Genomic DNA, 18,979 nt, shown 5'->3' with positions numbered 1-18,979 from the left:
TAAGGGTTTGCAGTTTTTTTATTACATATATTACATAGGAAATTATTTACCTTTAAGGAAAAATGTGGTAATATGCTGAAAGAATGAGAGTAATTTAAGAGGCATGAACAAATGGGGTTTTTAAATCAGCTATTAAAGTACAAAAATATATGTATTCAATGTCATAACAGTCCAGATGCAGATGCACTGGCTGCGGCATATGGGGTGTATACATATTTAAAACTACACGATATCAATGTGTCAATTATTTACAGTGGAGATTATGAAATCCAAAAAAAAGATCTTTTGTACATGATTGATATCTGTGAGATTCCGGTAGCATACGTAAAAGAGTTACCAAAGACAGATCTTCTACTGCTGGTTGATGGGCAATATGGAAGAGGAAATGTATATCGTTTTGAAGCGGATAATATAGCAATGATCGATCATCATATGCCTTCCATGAAAAAAACAGAAAATGCTTTTATTGACTATTCTTATCAAAGCTGTTCTACAATTGTCTGGGAACTTTTGAAAGAAGAAGGATATGATGTAAAGGCGAATGAAAAGTTAAGTATTGCATTTTTATATGGATTGTATACAGATACTTCTTCCTATGTAGATTTGTACAAGAAGCATGACATTGCGATGCGCGATGAGTTAAGCAAAGATTATCCGGAACTGGAACGGTTAAAAAAATCATCCATGAGTCTGGAGGACCTCATGATTGCAGGAGAAGCTTTGTACCATGCATATTTTGATAAAGAGAAGCAATATCTTTTGATCAGTGCAATGCATTGTGAGCAATCAGTGCTTGGAATCATTGGTGATATGGCAATAAAGGTTGATGTTGCCAAAGTTAGCATTGCATATACGGATATTGACAGTGGATATCAGGTTTCAATAAGAAGCGCGGATCGGGAGTATCTTGCAAATGAAGTGGCAGAAAAGCTCTGCAATGGAATCGGAAGCGGTGGTGGCCATATAGATAAAGCCGGCGGTGTGATTTCAAGAGATTGTATCTGCGAAAGTTATGCAGGATGGGAAATTGCAGACATTATCAAAGAGAGAATGGAAAAAATCATGAAATAAAAAAAGAAACAGTGGTTTACAAAAAAGGAAGTAAACCGCTGTTTCTTTCTATAATGATGTTAGAATTCCCTGTTCTGATAGAATTTTATAGATAGAATCCAGGAAATCATATACAGTAATAAACCTATGAAAAGAAGAATCAAAATATAGTAACTTCGGAAAGGGAAATGTGCAAGTCCGAGAGGCAAATTTTTTATGAAAGATTGCAACCAACCAAGCAATGCGAAAAATAAAATAAATCCAATATAATAAGCAAACCGACCTTTCTCAGCACCTAGTTTGAAGGTAAACGGAAACATAAAGGCAGGTGGCAGTAATCCGGCTATAAAGATAATTGTAAAAATAGTAAGAAGACCGGAAATATAAAAGTTGTGTCTTATAATCATGTTGATTATTTGCACAATTTCAACAATGATGGCAGAAAGTGTAAGGGTACATACTGTTAAAATATATTTGGAGGATACAATTTCTTTTCGGCTACAGGGAAAGGTACAGGCATAGAGACTCCAATTTGATTTTTCATCGTAAGAAAGCAGGTTTACCGGGATAATGCTGGAAATTGTAATAGGATATAATGCAAAAAACAGATTGTTATTCCATGCTCAGGCAAAGGAAAATACAATAATCAGAATAAAAAATAAACGACAATATTTTATCATCAGATAAAGATCTTTACGAAGTAATCCTTTCATATTCAGTGAACCCCCTTTATCATAAAAATAAACAAATCTTCTATACTGATCGGATGTACCTTAAATCCTTCCGGAATCTGATCTCGAAGAACTACTGCTTCTACATTGTAAGAAGAGTATTTGACTCCGATGACCGCAGATTGATCGAGTTCCTGAAGCTGTTCCTTTGTACATTGAATGATACCGTATTTTTCCAGAAGCCGGTCTTTTTCTTCGAAAAGAACAAGGTTACCTTTATGAAGAAAGGCAACATAATCACAAATTTTCTCCAGATCACTTACAATATGGGAAGAAATTAAAATTGCATGAGATTCATCTCTGGTAAAATCATTGAAAATATCAAGGATTTCATCGCGCATTACAGGATCAAGACCACTTGTTGCTTCATCAAGGATCAGAAGTTTAGGATGATGAGAGAGAGCAACTGCAATTCCCAGTTTCATCTTCATTCCTTTTGAAAACTTACCAAATTCTTTTTTATTTGGAAGGTTAAATTTTTGGAGATATTGGTCGTATAGAGAAGAATCCCAGTTGTGGAAAATATCCTTCATAATGCGTCCAATCTGTAAAGGAGTCAGGCATTCCTGAAAACCAACTTCATCTAATACAACGCCAATTTCTTCTTTCAAGAAAGTAGTAGCAGAAGTGCAGTCTCTTCCCAAAATTCGAATCGAACCGCTGTCTTTTTTTATGATATCCAGAATTAGTTTAATGGTGGTAGTTTTTCCGGCACCATTTTCACCGATGAGTCCTAAGATACATCCACTGGGAAGAGTGAAATTTAGATGATTCAGGGAAAATCCAGGATAGTTCTTATTCAAATCGTTTATTTCTAAAGCATTTGTTTCAAATGTGGTCATAAGCTATTCCTCCATCATGAAATGAAGCATCTCAGTAAGTTCCTGTTCGCTTAGATTACAGGAAGCTGCAAGATGTACTATTTTTTCCATGTAGTCTTCAATTTTTTTCAGATTTGTTTCACGCAAAAGATCCGTATTAAGTGGAGCAACGAAACAGCCCTTTGCTGCAATCGTGTAAATAAAACCTTCTTTTTCCAGTTCATCGTAAGCCCGCTTGGTTGTTACGACACTGATTCGTAGATCTTTGGCAAGGCTTCGAATGGAAGGAAGAGCTTCGTCAGATGGTAATGTTCCACTTATAATTTGCGATTTGAGTTGTGTAAAAATCTGTTCATAGATGGGTGCACCACTTTTGTTATCTATGAATATATTCACGTTTTCACCTCGCTTAAAATGTTATAACTGTATATATACAGTATATACAGTTGGCAAAGGTGTGTCAAGAGAAACAATCCTGCTTGTATAGAAATTTGATTCATGGTATGATAACTTTCATAGATTAAACGGAATTACCAGTCGAATAATATCTGGAGAAATCAATGTATGAAGAGTAGGAGAATAAATATAATGATTTCTCTGATTAAAGTTAAGGTAGTGGGAGGAAGGAAAAATGCAGACTTTTGCGAATACAGGAATAAAAACGGAAGTTATAGACGAAATTATTTCATTTGCAAAAAAACATGATATACATTGTGTGATTCTTTTTGGATCCAGAGCGAGGGGAGACTTCAAGAGGACGAGCGATATTGATATTGCGGCAAGTGGTGGTGATTTTGATCGTTTTGCATTAGATGTTGATGAAGAGACATCCACGTTGCTGGAATTTGACATTGTGGACCTGGATAGAGATATGCAAGACGCCTTACGAGAATCGATACGGAGAGAGGGGAAAATTCTTTTTGAAAAAGTATGAAAATTTGTGTGTGTCATTGGAAAATATGAAGGATATTTATAATTACGAAGAACCGTATGATAATGTCGTTCTAACTGGTTTGGTTGGATTATATGAAATTACATTTGAGCAGTCATGGAAGATGATGAAAGAAATATTGGAGATACATGGATTTGCAGAAGGAGCAACAAGTTCTCCGAAAATGATTCTCAGAACAGCATATAAAGCAGGTATGATAAAGGATGAAGAACTATGGTTATCTGCATTACAAGAAAGAAATAATGTAACACATTCTTATAACCGAAAGATTGCAATGGGGATTATTACGCAGGCAAAACAGAAGTTTTATAAAATGTTCTGTGAATTAAAAGAAGAAATTGACAGGAATTGGATATAGTAGTCAGGAGCATAAAATGGATACAAATGAAATTAAGATCCGCCCGGCAACCGAAGCGGACGCAGCAGAAATTTTAAATATCTATGCACCCTATATAACGGACACAGCAATTACATTTGAATATGATGTTCCGACACTGGAAGAGTTTACGGGACGGATTCGTCACACACTGGAGAAATATCCGTATCTGGTGGCAGTAAGAGACAGCGAGATTATCGGTTATGCATATGCAGGAGCTTTTTATGGGCGGGCTGCATATGACTGGTCGGCAGAAACTACGATTTATGTAAAGAAGGGTTGCAGTCACAGTGGTGTTGGAAAACTGCTTTATCAGGCACTTGAAACTGCACTGAAAGCACAGAATATCATCAATCTATATGCATGCATTGGATATCCGGAAGAAGACGATGAATATCTGACAAAGAACAGCAAGCAGTTCCATGAACATCTGGGATACCGTTTGATCGGAGAATTCCGGAAGTGTGGTTATAAATTTGGGCGTTGGTACCATATGGTCTGGATGGAGAAGATGATAGGAGAACATCCGGAGAAACCGGAGCAGGTAAAGAGATTTTCAGAAATATAGTGATGGAAATTAAAAAACGGGAGAATGCTGTTTGAAAATGCATTCTCCCGTTTCTCAATATTGTTATGAGAGCATCTCTTCGATCTTCGCCTGCATTTCAGCGACGGTATGCTTTCGTGACCGGGCACATTCCTGTGCCTGACAGCCGCAGATCAAACATTTGCGGTAGACGCCGCGGGAGAGTTTTTCTCCGTCTGTTCCAATCACATCCATATCAAAAAGACGTCCGAAGGGATGGTTTTCTTCGAGTTCTGTTGTTAGTTCTTTAATTTTATCTGCCGGATAGTCGACTGTAAGAATAATTTCATTTCCAGTCTTCTCATCAAACTCAGTTTGGGTAAGAATCGGAATGTTCTCTTTTTGTAATACAGCAAAAAGTGCTTCCTTTCCGGAAAGGAATGCTTTTTTGATCTGTTCATTCGTCTTTATAGGTCCCGGAATATTCATGCAGAATGAAATCACTGGGCAATGATATCTTTGAATATATTTATTTTGTATATTAACGCGGCGCTCGCGGCAGGCGAGCATGTCGGTTAATACTACTTCCTGTCCTTTCATAGCAGATCCTCCTAATAATGAATAACATTTTCTTGTTGTCTGATTCGTTCGATTACAGGAATTGCTTCCGGACTTTTGAAATAATCCAGTGTGGTTTGCGGTACCAGCTTCGAAAGGGTATCATAGTCACCATTTTGCAGGGCAAGACGTACATTGGAAGCGCTGATCGGTGTATCCTCACAGGTCTTTCTTGGGACAACGATACATTCGATGCCCTGTTCCGGTAATTTTTCAGACATGATCCGGTTATAGATTCCGGTAACCAGGCTAGTAGGCTCTTCCCCTACGTAACGGCGAGTGATACCGAGCACCTTTGCAATCTGCGTAAATACCGTCAGGTCCAGCATGGCGTGGCTTTCAATCACTGCATTCTCATCTTTCTGGAAATAGCTTGGAAAAGTAGTATTGCTGATAATATATGGACCACTGTCGTGATAACAGATGTTTTTCAAGTGTGCTGTTCCTTTCATGACGAGTTGTTTTCTGATCTTGAATGGAACCAGGCTGGCATCTTCACTGACAATGAAGAGATGAAGCAGATCATTTTCAGCAGCCGCTTTTTCTATAAGATACTGGTGTCCGAGGGTAAACGGGTTGGCGTTCATGACGAGAGCAGCAATCTTTCTGGTGGGAGTCTCAGCAGTCAATCCTTCTGGAAGTGCATCTTTTGCAAAAGTACGCAGATAATTCTGAAATCCGGTTTTTCGGTTTTCCATGAAGACAATCTGTCCATCGATCCGGGCAATTTCATAGAATCCAAGATCACCGAAGAACTTGGCAGAATTACATTTGGTGTAAAGAAAAAGGTGTGTATTCCCTCTTGAAAACTGAAATTCAATCAGATGAGAGACGATGGAATTCATCAGTCCTTCTCCCTGATGTTCATGGCTTACGGCAAAACATCGTAAGGTGTTGCCAAAACAGCTTCCTGTTGCGATAATGTGCATCTCATCGTCATACATGCCGCAGGTGTAATCCAGGTTAGCATCTCTGCGGATCCCTTCTGAGATAAGGAGCGCGTCCACTTCATCGTTGGCTCGCTTGTCAGAAGGATAGATTTGAGAAATATAATAATCTGACATAGATAAATTCCTTTCTGCACAGTAGCTCAAAATATTTGATGAAATTATTTTAACATGTGTATAGAAAATGTAAAGAGGAGCAAGGATTCAAGAAAGAAATCAGGCATTATTCTTAAAAAAATACAAATTGGATTTATGTCATATTGATATGATCACAATATGAATTATGTAATTTACTAATAACCAGGATAACCCTATAATATAGTCGGATAAAAAATAATCGTATGATTTATAGTAAAGGAAGGATAGATATGGCAACCATTTTCCCAAGAGAAGAAAAAGCCGAGATGTTATTTGACAAGATTCTTGCAAACCCGGAGGCATGCAGGCGACTGAAAAGAACTTTTTATGATGCCATTGATTCCGGAGATGAGTTTGTGACAGAAAATCTTCCCGCAAAGCAGTTCACCGCTGCATTATTCGATGCATATGAAAATAAAGATCTGACTGCATTTCTCATGGCTGTGTGCCAAAACAGTATGTTCGATCTTTTAAGAAATGCTTTTCTGATACCGTTTAAATTTAATGCGGATGGACAGACAAATCCTATTTTTTTGACAGATGAAGAGGGAAAGCTTCTGGAAAATCTTCCGATTCATGTAAAGGAAAAAGAATATGAAAAATTTCGAAAAGTTTATCAGAAGCGTGATAAAGTAAAAATGTATCTGGCACATGGATATAAGAAAAGGCATTGTTATGATTCAGAAACAATGGAAACACAGGAATATAAGATGGGAGAGCATGACGGAGTACTTCTGATCTATGAACTTCCGGATACCGTAAAAGAAAAAAAGACGGAGGCTGAAGCTTATGCAGCTGTGTGGGATATTATGATGGAACTTCAAAAGGAACTGCCAAATTCTGTGGTATATTACGGACAGGATTTCTTGCAGGAAGAAGGAAAAAGATTTGATGAAATGGGGGTTTTCCTTCCGCTGGAACACTTTTCTGACAGACTGGAAAGGCATATAGAAAAAGCGGATCAAATTGTATATGGTAAATAAAAAGATGCATCTGGTTGAAAAAAGATCAGATGCATCTTTTTATTTAAAATTCTTTTTTACGTGCAATAACGGAATGTTTTGTCCGTCAGAATTCTTGCAAAGATAAGTCCAAGAGGCAAGGCAAGAATGATAAGTATTGCAGCTGCAAACCAGGATGCAGAGGTTTGCAGAGACATCACTCCAAGATTATAGATTGCCCGGTAAAGATAAAGTCCCGGTACCATGATGACAATAGAAGGTACAGTCAGAGAAATTCTCGGGTAACCGATTTTGCTTTTTAATACAGAAGCCAGAATTCCGGCAGTCAGGGCACCGATAAAAGCTGCGGCTGCAGGAGGCAGGGAGGCCAAGTCTACCAGTTCAAGACGGAGTGTATTGGCAATTGCTCCAATGATACCGGCTGTGGCAGAGAGTTCTTTAGGACTGTTGAACATAACAGAAAAGCCGAACACCCCGCAGAAGCTGGCGAGAAGCCGGAATAGTATATGTTGCCAGAGTGTGAGAGAAAGAGGTGGGAAATCACTTGGCTTTAAATGAAGGATAAGTGCCATGATCCAGGCGGTCAAGGTTGCGACAAGAATGATGATCATTGCGTAAGCAAGTCGTTCCAGGCCGGATCGCATATCCAGTTTTGCAAGGTCGATTCCGCTGGTGATAAATGGAAAACCGGGAATGATGAAAAGCATAGAGCATATATATCCGGCTTCATGAGCAAGAGAAATGCCGAACAACAGTTCAGTTGTTTTTAAAAGTGTAGCATAGATAAGGCAGGCAGCAGCAACAGAGGCAGTAATGCCTAAGAATAATGTGAAATGATGCTTAGTCAGTTTACATCTTACAAAGTTGCCGATACCGGCACCGAAAAAAGCAAGAAGCATTTCTACCGGTCCGCCACCAAGGAGAAAGGTAAATGCCCCACAGGCAAATGCTGCGGCAAATCCGAGTGCAACTGGAGAGTAAAGGCCATGGATCCGTTCAATCTCATCCAGATAAGAATGAATCTGTTCACCGGAAAGATATTTTTCCTTTGTTGGGAAATCGTTGATGAAGTTTTCCAGTCGGTTCAATTTCGAAGTATTAACACCGGTATTGGTCAGACACAGCGACTGTGAAAAACAGTTTTCACCGTCAAAACAGGTGTATTCAATGGACATCAGGCCAATGTCGGCGGTACAGGTGATTCCCAGTTCTCTGGAAAGGGTATTCATGGAGCTTCGAACACGCCATGCTCCGGTTCCACAGGAAAGAAGCATCATGCCACATCTACCGACCACGGAGGCTTTTTCAATTAGCCCGGCCTTTGTGATAGGAATGGTATCTTCTTTATTCAGTGCATAATCATGCCATAGAATGTCCATATGATTTTTTTCTATTATGCCTTGCTGCATAAATTTCACTTCCTTTTGCTATACCAATAATACATGAACAATATATTAAATATGTATTATTGATATTGATTTATCATAATAAAGTATAATCATCGAAATGCAAAAGTCAATAGAAGAGTTGAGAAATCCTGAAAAAGGATACGGATATGCCAATGTGGATTTAAAAACATGACCGAGGCAATGTGCATAAAATGAAAAACCATTTTTTGTCTAATGTGTATAAGAAAAAGTAGGCAAAAGAAAAGAGTGTGAAATATGTTAAGTTTTGGTTGCGATTTTCTATCTGATCATCGGAGTAATTGTGATGCTTTTATATGTTCGCTTTGAAAGACAGGAAGAAACCGTTTTGAAAGAACTGGAAAACAGAAGAAAAAGTATGTAGAAAACACCGGCAGTTTTTAAAGTAATAAATGCTAATAAAAAATGCTAATAAGCAAGAAAGCCTGTTTTTCTTGACACTCATTATGTTCGGTGTTACGGTTATCTAGGATGCAAGATATGGTGCAGATGCGGAGAATACGGTATCCAAAGTGCACCGCTTTTGAGAGTTTTATAAAACTCAGTTTACAAGAAAATAAAACAATGAGGTGTAAGAACATGCAGGAATTAAAACCGATCAAAGAAGGTAAAGTACGTGAGATTTATGACAATGGCGACAGCCTGATCATGGTTGCAACAGACCGTATCAGCTGCTTTGACGTGATTCTGAATAATGAAGTAACTAAGAAAGGTACTGTTCTGACACAGATGTCAAAATTCTGGTTCGATATGACAGAAGATATTCTTCCGAACCATATGATTTCTGTAGATACAAAGGATATGCCGGAATTCTTCCAGCAGGAGAAATACGAAGGCAAATCCATGATGTGCAAGAAGCTGAACATGCTTCCGATCGAATGTATCGTTCGTGGCTATATCACAGGAAGTGGCTGGAAGAGCTACAAAGAGAATGGAACTGTATGCGGAATCAAACTTCCGGAAGGATTACAGGAATCAGACAAACTTCCTGAACCGATTTACACACCATCTACAAAAGCAGAGATCGGTGATCATGATGAGAATATTTCTTTTGAACAGAGTATCGATCATCTGGAAAAATATTTCCCGGGAAGAGGAAAAGAATTAGCAGAAAAGCTTCGTGACAACACGATCGCTCTCTATAAAAAATGCGCAGAATATGCACTCAGTAAAGGAATCATCATTGCAGATACCAAGTTTGAATTTGGTCTTGATGAAGAAGGCAACATGGTGATCGGTGATGAGATGCTGACACCGGACAGCTCAAGATTCTGGCCGGCAGATGGTTATGAACCGGGACACGGACAACCGTCATTTGACAAGCAGTTCGCACGTGACTGGCTTACAGCCAATCCGGATAATAACTGGACACTTCCACAGGAGATCGTGGATAAGACAATCGAAAAATACCTGCAGGCATATGAGATGCTCACAGGCGAAAAACTTGCATAATTACATCACATGCCATGAGAATAAAATATGACGAAAGGACCGGCGGTTTGAGACTGCCGGTCTTTTTGCACTGGTAAAACTGTCCAGTTTTGGTATAATCAAGACAGAATATCAGTTGCAGAAAAGAAAAAGAAGAAAAAGGAGATATTATGAAACGACCATTTAAGAGAATTTTATACGGCGGAGATTATAACCCGAACCAGTGGGGAAAAGAGGTCTGGAAAGAAGATATGCGCATTTTCAAAGATGCCCGGATCAACAGTGCTACGATCAATGTATTTTCGTGGGCGAAGATCCAGCCTTCAGAAGAAATCTATAATTTTACAGAACTGGATGAGATCATTGATATGCTGAGCCGGGAGAACTATGATATCGTGCTTGCAACTTCAACAGGCGCGCTTCCGGCATGGATGGTAAAAAGATATCCGGAAGTAGCGAGAACGGATTACGAGGGAAGACATCACAAATTTGGTCAGCGCCACAATGCATGCCCGAATTCTCCGGTGTTTCAGAAGTTTGCATCCCGTCTTGCAGGCAAACTTGCTGAGCGTTACGGGGACAATCCGCATGTGACCTGCTGGCATATCAGCAATGAATACGGTGGAGAATGTTATTGTGAAAACTGTGAAAAAGCGTTCCGCGTATGGCTGCGCGGGAAGTATCAGACTCTGGATGAACTGAACAAAGCATGGAATACCGAATTCTGGGGACATACCATTTATGACTGGGACGAAGTGGTACTACCAGATGCACTTGGCGATGGGATCGAAGATGCAGCAGAACCGCATATGACGGCTTTTGCAGGTCTTTCCATTGATTACTGCCGGTTTAATTCAGACGGAATGCTGAATAACTTCAAGATGGAAAAAGAAGCGATCCGTAAGTTTGATAAAGAGACACCGATCACTACCAATATGATGGGAACCTTTAAAGGACTGGATTATTTCAAATGGGCGAAAGAAATAGATGTTATTTCGTGGGATAATTATCCATCTTATAACACGCCGTGGAGTATGGTGGCCATGAAGCATGATCTGATGCGTGGACTTAAGGATAAACCATTTATGCTGATGGAGCAGACTCCAAGCCAGCAGAACTGGCAGCCGTATAACTCACTCAAGCGTCCGGGACAGATGCGTGCACAGAGCTATCAGACCATGGCACACGGAGCAGATACGATCCAGTTTTTCCAGCTCCGTCGCAGTGTGGGAGGATGTGAGAAGTTCCACGGTGCTGTCATTGCACATGCAGGAACGGAAAATACAAGAGTCTTCCGCGAGGTGAAGCAGCTTGGTGAAGAACTGGAAAGATTAAGTGACCTGATCCCGGGATCTGTAAATGAAGCAGAAGTTGGAGTGATCTTTGACTGGGATAATTACTGGGCTTTGGAATACACAAGCGGCCCGTCGATCAGTCTCAAATATGTGGACCAGATCCACCGCTATTACCGTTATTTCTATGAAAAAAATATTGGCACCAGTATGATTCCGGTGGATGCGGATTTCTCAAAATATAAGATGGTGGTTGCACCGGTTCTTTATATGGTAAAACCGGGAATGAAAGAAGCACTGGAAGAGTATGTGAAAAATGGCGGTATTCTTGTGACAACCTATATGAGTGGTATTGTTGGAGAGTCAGATAATGTATACCTTGGCGGATATCCGGGACCGTTAAAAGAGATGGCTGGTGTCTGGGTGGAAGAAATCGATGCCCTTGCACCGGAACAGCATAACATCGTGACGTTCAAAGACGGAAGCCGGAGCAAATGTAAGATCGTATGTGATCTGATGCATCTGGAGGGAGCGGAGTCTCTTGGCGAATATACGGAAGATTTCTACGCAGGCATGCCGGCAGTGACCAGACATAGTTATGGAAAAGGAAAACTGTATTACATCGGAACCTGTATGGAAGAAGATGGAATTGCGAAGATTCTTTCCATGGCAGTAGAGGATGCAGGAGCAGAACCGGTTGCAGGAGCTGGAAACGGTCTGGAGATCGTGAAACGTAACAGAGAAGGAAAGAGCTTCTATTTTGTGATGAACTTCAGGGATGAAGAGCTGGAAATTCCGGAAGAATTTGCAGGCAAAACAGATCTGCTAAGTGGGAATGCAGTAGGAAAAGGAGAAAAACTTCCGAAGTTTGGTGTGAAGATTGTAGTGGAATAAAAATTTAAGATTGAAAATAAAAGGAAGCAGGAATTTCAGACAGGTGTAAGGCTGTCAGGGATTCCTGCTTCTTTGGGTTAGGCGGGAATTATTTAATGAAATTATTACTGTGACGGATGAGGATGCCTATGAGACGGCAAGACTTTCTGCAAAGACAGAAGGAATTTCGGTTGGAATTTCATCAGGAGCAGCGCTCTGGGCAGCGATCAAGGTGGCAAAGAGAGCTGAAAATGCAGGGAAGAATCTTCTTCTATTCTTCAATCACCTGGATTTCCAGAAAATCAAAATCAATTGAATCCACGAAACTGTCCTGATAGAATCTAGCTTTGGAATGCCGCTTGAATTCGTTGATATTCACATCCAGCCAGATCGGTTTGCTGAGATCAAATTCATAGCAGATCTCATCCAGAGCATTGAAAATCTTGTGGGTTCTTGTATCGTCACTGTCATCACAGATGGTGGTATCTTTGATCATATGATTGTCTTTAAATTCTTTTCCCCATAAGCGGAACATGGTAAAATCCTCCTTATAATAAATATGAAAAATGCCGGTCAGGCAAAGAATGTTTTTGTATCAAGTGATTTTCAGTATAGCGGATTTAGGGGAGAAAGTAAAGGAGACAGATTTTATTCTATGATATGATGTGCTATATTGATACTAAAGTTTATGAAAGAAAGAGAATCATTCTCAATAACATGGAATAGAATAGAGAAAAAAGACAGGGAATTAGAAAAATGTCTAGAATAAAACGAGAAACTATAATCCGGGTTATATTGGGAATCTGTATGATAGTTGTATCGATTGGTATGATATATGGTAAGTCAAAAGCTGGGAATGCAAATGGAAACGACAGAACTTATATAGAAGAATCAGAAAAAAATGCAAAACAGAAGAAGGCAGAGAAAAGCGAAAACGACAGCACGGGATCAGCAAAACAGGACAGCACAGTAAAAACTAAGATGACAGAACAGAGGCAGGTATCGGGCACCGAAGCAAAAGCAATTGCCGAGGCAGAAGCTATCGAGGCATCCATCCAGCCGGGACAGTATCCGGTGATGGGGATCAGCAGTATCCGCGCCTGGCAATTGGTAAATTATTTTAAAGCGTATGGAAGCACTTATCCGGCAGAAGTTTTGACGCAGGGAGGTGCACCGGATATTGAGACATTTGCACAGATGTATTATGAAGAAGCCACGGCAGAAGGCGTCCGTCCGGAGGTTGCATTTGCACAGGCGATGAAGGAGACAGGCTGGCTGCAGTATGGTGGGGATATGCAGATCACCCAGTATAATTTTGCCGGGATCGGGACGACGGGAGGAGGCGTACCGGGGAATTCCTACCCGGATGTCAGAACCGGGATCCGGGCACAGATCCAGCATCTGAAAGCTTATGCGACAGACGAAGCACTTGCCGGGGAATGTGTAGATGACCGTTACTCTTGCGTGACAAAGGGGAGCGCACCGTATGTAGAGTGGCTGGGGCAGAAAGAGAATCCGGAAGGGTATGGCTGGGCAACGGGTGAACGTTATGGATACGACATTGTAGAAATGATTCATGCAATGCGAAAATAAAAGAAATGTGTCAGATTGAGATTATCTAATTTATTAAAATACTATGAAGCTTGCCCGGGCTGTATAGATTTCAAAGAGAAAAAATGGTATACTGATTTTACTTTCGGGACGAAAAAGGGAGATAGATTCCGGAGGGAAGTATACATAAAAAGGGGAGATTACATGCAGTCAGCAATGAAGTATTACGATGACGTAGACAGCTGGAAGACCGTCATGTTTCTTTACAATTCCGCATTGAAAGAAGTAGGGACGAAGCTGGAGATACTGAACGATGAATTTCAACATGTACACAGATATAATCCGATCGAGCATATCAAGACCAGGATCAAATCAGCAGAAAGTATTGTGAAAAAGCTGAAGCGGTACGGATATGAGACAAGTATTGAGAACATGGTACGCTATGTCAATGATATCGCAGGAGTCCGTCTGATCTGTTCGTTTACATCCGATATTTACCGGCTTGCGGAGATGATCGGGAATCAGAGCGACTTAAAGGTTCTGTCGATCAAAGACTATATCAAGAATCCGAAGGAAAGTGGATACAAGAGCTACCACATGCTGGTGTCCGTTCCGATCTTTCTGTCGGACAGTGTGGTGGATACGAAGGTCGAGATCCAGATCAGGACAATTGCGATGGATTTCTGGGCGAGTCTGGAGCATAAGATTTATTACAAGTTTGAAGGACAGGCACCGGAGTATATCAGCCGGGAACTAAAGGAATGTGCGGATATGGTATCGGCACTGGATGACAAGATGCTGTCACTGAATGAAGCAATTCTGGAATGTCTGAAAGAAGGCGGTGAGAAGCCGGTTCCGGAGAAAACAGAAGAAGTGGATGCGGAGATCATTGAGAATCCTATGATCCGATAAAGAAACACAAGAAAGTAATTATAAGAAAGCAGGAGCAGTCAATTGATTGTTGAGGAGTATACTCAACGTTAACTGACTGCTCCTGCTTTTTTGACACCGAACAGAAAAAAATCATATTTAACAAAAACTTTACACAGCCAGGATTTCAGATTTTACAACCATTTTATATGATAGAGACCGTGAAGAAAAGAAAAAATAAAAACACATAAAACGGAGGATTTTAGTATTATGAAATTCAGAAAATTAATGGCAGTAGCACTTGTAGCAGCAATGGCAGCAACAATGGCAGTTGGATGCGGAGGATCATCATCTGACAAGAGCGCAGAGGGCAGTACGAATAACAGCAGCGCAGATGGCGGAAGTGATTTTGATACATCAAATGATATTACAATTGTATCCCGTGAAGATGGATCCGGTACAAGAGGAGCTTTCATTGAGCTGTTCGGAATAGAAGAAAAACAGTCAGACGGAACGAAAGTAGATATGACAACAACAGATGCGCAGATTACAAATAATACATCGGTAATGCTTACAACTGTAGCAGGTGACGAATATGCAATCGGTTATGTATCACTCGGATCTTTAAATGACAGCGTAAAGGCTCTGAAGATTGACGGAGCAGAAGCCACAGCAGACAATATCGAAAATGGTTCTTACAAAGTGTCAAGACCTTTCAATATTGCAGTAAAGAAAGATCTTGATAATGAAGTTGCAAAAGATTTTATGGCATATATTATGAGTACAGAAGGACAGGAAATCGTATCAAATGAAAAATACATTCCGGTATCGGATGTAGAAGCTTATGCAGGATCAAAACCATCTGGAAAATGTGTAGTAGGTGGATCTTCTTCTGTATCACCGCTGATGGAAAAACTGATTGAAGCATATAAGAAAGTAAACCCAAATGCAGACATTGAGCTTCAGACTTCAGATTCTACAACAGGTATGACATCTACGATCGAAGGAAGCTATGATATCGGTATGGCATCCAGAGAACTGAAAGATGACGAAGCTTCAGAACTTGAAGCAACAGTAATCGCAACAGATGGTATTGCAGTGATCGTAAATAAAGCTAACACGGCAGATGAGCTTTCAGCAGATCAGGTAAAATCAATCTATGTTGGGGATGTTACAACATGGGATGAAGTTTCCAAATAAATAAAAGAGGAAATTAAAGAATGAAATCAAAAGCATGGACTGAAAAAGTCATGCAGGGAGTGTTCTTCATTGCCGCCTGCACTTCGGTGCTGGCGGTAGCTCTCATTTGCATCTTCTTGTTTGCAAATGGAATCCCTGCAATCAGACAGATAGGATTTGTAAAATTTATAACCGGTGATATCTGGCGTCCGGGAAATGAACTTTTTGGTATTTTTCCGATGATCATCGGAAGTATCTATGTGACGGCAGGAGCAATTATATTTGGTGTGCCGATCGGAATTCTGACTTCGGTATTTATGGCTATGTATTGCCCGAAGAAAATTTACAGACCGTTAAAAGCAGCAACTGAACTGCTGGCAGGTATTCCTTCGGTTGTATATGGCTTCTTCGGTATGGTGATCGTTGTTCCGATCATCAGGGACTTCGGAAGAACTTTAAAAATGATGGGACTGGTTCAGAAATCCGGCGATGGAAAAGGAATCCTGACTACATCAATTGTACTTGGTATGATGATCCTTCCAACGATCATCGGGACAACAGAAAGTGCAATGCGTGCAGTGCCACCACAGTACTATGAAGGCTCGCTGGCACTTGGAGCAACCCAGGAAAGAAGTATTTTTAAAGTTGTGATTCCGGCGGCAAAGTCCGGTGTGATCACAGGAATCGTACTTGGAATCGGACGTGCGATCGGTGAGACCATGGCAGTTATTATGATCGCAGGAAACCAGCCTAGACTGGTCAATAATATTCTGCTCGGTGTCCGTACTCTGACTGGTAATATTGTAATTGAGATGGGATATGCGACCGGACTTCACAGGGAAGCGCTGATTGCCACAGGAGTTGTACTTTTTGTATTTATCCTGATCATCAATTTTAGTGTTGCGCTGCTTAAGAGGAGGGGTGAACATGAGTGATCAGACGAAAAAACCTGTTTATATCAACCGGGAAAATTTTACAGATAAGATAAAAAGCTATCTGAGACATCCGGGATCCATGATTTTGATGTTTCTTGTGATGCTTGCGACATTTATCACGTTTGCATTGCTCCTGTTCCTGATTTTTTATATTTTGATCAATGGAATTCCGTACATTAAACCGTCATTATTTTCATTACATTATACATCGGACAATGCATCTGTTATACCGGCATTGATCAATACGGTTGTTATGACACTGCTTTCGCTTTTGATCGCAGTACCATTTGGCATTTTTTCAGCAATCTTTCTTGTGGAATACGCAGGAAAGGGGAATAAATTTATCGAAGTGATCCGCCTGACGACGGAGACTCTTTCGGGCATTCCGTCTATCGTATATGGTCTGTTTGGTATGCTGTTCTTTGTAAATACGCTGAAATGGGGATTTTCCGTTCTGGCAGGTGCATTTACTTTATCGATCATGATTCTTCCGCTGATCATGCGCCAGACAGAAGAAGCACTTAAAGCAGTTCCGGATTCTTACAGAGAAGGAAGCTTTGGACTTGGAGCCGGAAAGCTCCGTACCGTATTCCGTATCGTGCTTCCATCGGCAGTTCCTGGAATCCTTGCAGGTGTGATCCTTGCCATTGGACGTATCGTAGGAGAGACGGCAGCACTGATTTATACAGCAGGAACGGTTGCACAGGTGCCAAAGAATGTACTTGGTTCCGGTCGGACACTGGCAATCCATATGTATATGCTGTCAAGCGAAGGGCTGTATATGAACCAGGCGTATGCGACAGCTGTTATTTTGCTTGTACTGGTTGTTGCGATCAACACCCTTTCCGGTGTGGTTGCGAAGAAACTGACGAAAGCATAGAGAGGAAAAGAAAATGTCAAAGATAAGTGTAAAAAATCTTGATTTATATTATGGCGATTTCAAGGCGCTGAAAAACATTAACCTTGAGATCGAGCCAAATAAGATCACCGCGTTCATCGGACCGAGTGGTTGTGGTAAATCCACACTTCTCAAGTCGATCAACCGTATGAATGATCTGGTAGAAGGATGCAGGATTGACGGCGAAGTCCTTCTGGACGGACAGAATATTTTTAAAGGAATGGACGTAAATGTCCTGAGAAAAAGAGTCGGAATGGTATTCCAGAAACCAAATCCATTCCCGATGAGCATTTATGATAATATTGCTTATGGACCGAGAACGCATGGAATCCGTTCAAAGGCAAAACTGGATGATATTGTAGAAAAATCACTGCGTAATGCAGCTATCTGGGACGAGTGTAAGGACCGTCTGAAAAAGAGTGCACTTGGCATGTCCGGTGGACAGCAGCAGAGACTTTGCATTGCACGTGCACTTGCAGTAGAACCGGAAGTACTTCTGATGGATGAACCGACTTCCGCACTGGATCCGATCTCAACATCCAAGATAGAAGACCTTGCGATGGAACTGAAAAAAGATTATACTATCGTTATGGTAACACATAATATGCAGCAGGCAGTCCGAGTGTCGGACAATACCGCATTTTTCCTTCTTGGAGAAGTTGTAGAATATAATGATACTGAAAAATTATTCTCGATTCCGTCCGATAAGAGGACAGAAGATTATATTACAGGGAGGTTTGGTTAAATGCGGAACAGATTTGACAGACAGCTGGAAGAACTTAATGAGATGCTTATCCATATGGGAGAACTTTGCGAGACGGCAATCGAGGAAGCAACAGGAGCTCTGGAAGGACATGATATTGCCAGAGCAAAGGCTGTCATTACAGCAGACAGCGAGATCGATCAGATGGAAAAAGAAATTGAAAATCTCTGCCTGAAGCTTTTGCTTCAGCAACAGCCGGTAGCGCGGGATCTGCGAAGGATCTCGGCATCACTTAAGATGATCACGGATATGGAACGTATCGGAGATCAGACTGCGGATATTGCAGATATTGTGATCGCAACAAAATCAACAGAGGAAAAGAATCTGAAGGATATTAACCGGATGGCAGAGGCGACTGTAAAGATGGTAAGAGACAGTGTATCTGCCTATGTACAGAAAGATCTGGAGCTTGCAAGAAAAGTCATGGATGCAGATGATGAGGTAGATGATCTTTTTGATCTGGTAAAAGGAGATCTGATAAAATTTATTTCCGATCACAAAGGAAGTGCCGGAGATGAGGCGATCGACCTGATCATGATCGCAAAATATCTGGAGAGGATCGGAGATCATGCAACAAATATTGCAGAGTGGGTTGAATTTTCAATTACAGGTATTCATGCAGGCGGAACTGCAATCTAA

The 18,979-nt window shown here is 40.7% G+C and carries 22 protein-coding genes; 15 read left to right on the top strand and 7 right to left on the bottom strand.

What is annotated here, in order from left to right; translation table 11 throughout:
- The first annotated feature begins 111 nt into the window (after positions 1-111).
- Positions 112-1,071, top strand: a complete 960-nt coding sequence (locus PGR14_RS14400; protein WP_055297672.1) for a DHH family phosphoesterase — start codon at positions 112-114, stop codon at positions 1,069-1,071.
- Between the two features lie 59 nt (positions 1,072-1,130).
- Here PGR14_RS14400 and PGR14_RS16420 read toward each other — a convergent pair whose 3' ends face one another.
- From PGR14_RS16420 to PGR14_RS14390, 3 genes are all read right to left on the bottom strand, one after another.
- Positions 1,131-1,658: an ABC-2 transporter permease gene (locus PGR14_RS16420; protein WP_442872484.1), complete on the bottom strand. Its 528-nt coding sequence runs from the start codon at positions 1,656-1,658 to the stop codon at positions 1,131-1,133.
- A 107-nt stretch (positions 1,659-1,765) separates the two neighbouring features.
- Positions 1,766-2,623: an ABC transporter ATP-binding protein gene (locus PGR14_RS14395; RefSeq protein WP_270223618.1), complete on the bottom strand. Its 858-nt coding sequence runs from the start codon at positions 2,621-2,623 to the stop codon at positions 1,766-1,768.
- 3 nt (positions 2,624-2,626) lie between these two features.
- Positions 2,627-2,998 carry a GntR family transcriptional regulator gene (locus PGR14_RS14390; protein WP_008368544.1) on the bottom strand — a complete coding sequence of 124 codons (372 nt, stop codon included), beginning with the start codon at positions 2,996-2,998 and terminating at the stop codon, positions 2,627-2,629.
- Between the two features lie 235 nt (positions 2,999-3,233).
- On the opposite strand from PGR14_RS14390, the gene PGR14_RS14385 reads away from it, so the two are divergent.
- From PGR14_RS14385 to PGR14_RS14375, 3 genes are read left to right on the top strand one after another with little or no spacing between them, the layout of a single operon-like run.
- Positions 3,234-3,536, top strand: coding sequence for a nucleotidyltransferase family protein (locus PGR14_RS14385; RefSeq protein WP_008368542.1), 303 nt, complete (start codon positions 3,234-3,236; stop codon positions 3,534-3,536).
- On the top strand, positions 3,523-3,912 hold the full coding sequence (locus PGR14_RS14380) for an HI0074 family nucleotidyltransferase substrate-binding subunit (RefSeq protein ID WP_055262069.1): 390 nt from the start codon (positions 3,523-3,525) through the stop codon (positions 3,910-3,912). Before PGR14_RS14385 ends, PGR14_RS14380 begins: the two co-directional genes overlap by 14 nt.
- Before the next feature lie 16 nt (positions 3,913-3,928).
- Positions 3,929-4,498: a GNAT family N-acetyltransferase gene (locus tag PGR14_RS14375; protein WP_055262071.1), complete on the top strand. Its 570-nt coding sequence runs from the start codon at positions 3,929-3,931 to the stop codon at positions 4,496-4,498.
- Positions 4,499-4,561: 63 nt separating this feature from the next.
- On the opposite strand, the gene citX is transcribed toward PGR14_RS14375, so the two are convergent.
- Both citX and citC read right to left on the bottom strand, forming a co-directional pair.
- Positions 4,562-5,056 (bottom strand): citrate lyase holo-[acyl-carrier protein] synthase, encoded by a 495-nt coding sequence (citX, locus tag PGR14_RS14370; RefSeq protein WP_055262073.1) that lies wholly within the window; start codon positions 5,054-5,056, stop codon positions 4,562-4,564.
- A gap of 11 nt (positions 5,057-5,067) precedes the next feature.
- The gene (gene citC / locus PGR14_RS14365; protein ID WP_055262075.1) at positions 5,068-6,138 is read right to left on the bottom strand and encodes a [citrate (pro-3S)-lyase] ligase; all 1,071 of its coding nucleotides are present in this window, start codon (positions 6,136-6,138) and stop codon (positions 5,068-5,070) included.
- Positions 6,139-6,389: 251 nt separating this feature from the next.
- Between citC and PGR14_RS14360 the strand changes: the two genes are divergently transcribed.
- Positions 6,390-7,142 (top strand): DUF4866 domain-containing protein, encoded by a 753-nt coding sequence (locus PGR14_RS14360; protein WP_055158184.1) that lies wholly within the window; start codon positions 6,390-6,392, stop codon positions 7,140-7,142.
- 56 nt (positions 7,143-7,198) lie between these two features.
- Here the strand turns inward: PGR14_RS14360 and PGR14_RS14355 are convergent, their stop codons facing one another.
- Positions 7,199-8,530: a threonine/serine ThrE exporter family protein gene (locus PGR14_RS14355; RefSeq protein WP_008368528.1), complete on the bottom strand. Its 1,332-nt coding sequence runs from the start codon at positions 8,528-8,530 to the stop codon at positions 7,199-7,201.
- 597 nt (positions 8,531-9,127) lie between these two features.
- On the opposite strand from PGR14_RS14355, the gene PGR14_RS14350 reads away from it, so the two are divergent.
- The 3 genes from PGR14_RS14350 to PGR14_RS14340 all read left to right on the top strand — a co-directional run bounded on the left by PGR14_RS14350 (position 9,128) and on the right by PGR14_RS14340 (position 12,460).
- Positions 9,128-10,000, top strand: a complete 873-nt coding sequence (locus PGR14_RS14350; RefSeq protein WP_022219933.1) for a phosphoribosylaminoimidazolesuccinocarboxamide synthase — start codon at positions 9,128-9,130, stop codon at positions 9,998-10,000.
- Positions 10,001-10,149: 149 nt separating this feature from the next.
- On the top strand, positions 10,150-12,165 hold the full coding sequence (locus PGR14_RS14345; protein WP_055158188.1) for a beta-galactosidase: 2,016 nt from the start codon (positions 10,150-10,152) through the stop codon (positions 12,163-12,165).
- A 64-nt stretch (positions 12,166-12,229) separates the two neighbouring features.
- On the top strand, positions 12,230-12,460 hold the full coding sequence (locus PGR14_RS14340; protein ID WP_082424300.1) for a pyridoxal-phosphate dependent enzyme: 231 nt from the start codon (positions 12,230-12,232) through the stop codon (positions 12,458-12,460).
- Here the strand turns inward: PGR14_RS14340 and PGR14_RS14335 are convergent.
- Entirely contained in the window at positions 12,416-12,679 is a 264-nt protein-coding gene (locus tag PGR14_RS14335) for a hypothetical protein (protein ID WP_055158192.1), read from the bottom strand. The genes PGR14_RS14340 and PGR14_RS14335 overlap by 45 nt on opposite strands.
- Positions 12,680-12,900: 221 nt before the next feature.
- Here PGR14_RS14335 and PGR14_RS14330 point away from each other — a divergent pair, with 221 nt between their 5' ends.
- The 7 genes from PGR14_RS14330 to phoU all read left to right on the top strand — a co-directional run bounded on the left by PGR14_RS14330 (position 12,901) and on the right by phoU (position 18,979).
- Positions 12,901-13,737 (top strand): glucosaminidase domain-containing protein, encoded by an 837-nt coding sequence (locus PGR14_RS14330; protein ID WP_055297676.1) that lies wholly within the window; start codon positions 12,901-12,903, stop codon positions 13,735-13,737.
- 162 nt (positions 13,738-13,899) lie between these two features.
- A complete protein-coding gene (locus PGR14_RS14325) occupies positions 13,900-14,607 on the top strand; it encodes a GTP pyrophosphokinase (RefSeq protein WP_022220501.1) in 708 nt (235 codons plus the stop codon).
- 228 nt (positions 14,608-14,835) lie between these two features.
- Positions 14,836-15,765, top strand: coding sequence for a substrate-binding domain-containing protein (locus PGR14_RS14320; protein ID WP_055262081.1), 930 nt, complete (start codon positions 14,836-14,838; stop codon positions 15,763-15,765).
- Between the two features lie 20 nt (positions 15,766-15,785).
- Positions 15,786-16,679 (top strand): phosphate ABC transporter permease subunit PstC, encoded by an 894-nt coding sequence (gene pstC / locus PGR14_RS14315; protein WP_055297678.1) that lies wholly within the window; start codon positions 15,786-15,788, stop codon positions 16,677-16,679.
- 88 nt (positions 16,680-16,767) lie between these two features.
- Entirely contained in the window at positions 16,768-17,559 is a 792-nt protein-coding gene (pstA, locus tag PGR14_RS14310; RefSeq protein ID WP_416387036.1) for a phosphate ABC transporter permease PstA, read from the top strand.
- A 13-nt stretch (positions 17,560-17,572) separates the two neighbouring features.
- Positions 17,573-18,322 carry a phosphate ABC transporter ATP-binding protein PstB gene (pstB, locus tag PGR14_RS14305; protein WP_055297679.1) on the top strand — a complete coding sequence of 250 codons (750 nt, stop codon included), beginning with the start codon at positions 17,573-17,575 and terminating at the stop codon, positions 18,320-18,322.
- A complete protein-coding gene (gene phoU, locus PGR14_RS14300; protein WP_055158201.1) occupies positions 18,323-18,979 on the top strand; it encodes a phosphate signaling complex protein PhoU in 657 nt (218 codons plus the stop codon).

The sequence above is a fragment of the Coprococcus sp. AF99-45 genome (assembly GCF_027663865.1).
GTDB lineage: Bacteria > Bacillota > Clostridia > Lachnospirales > Lachnospiraceae > Allocoprococcus > Allocoprococcus comes.
Note: the sequence above shows the minus strand (reverse complement) of the source record. Positions and strands in the feature narration are given on the sequence as shown.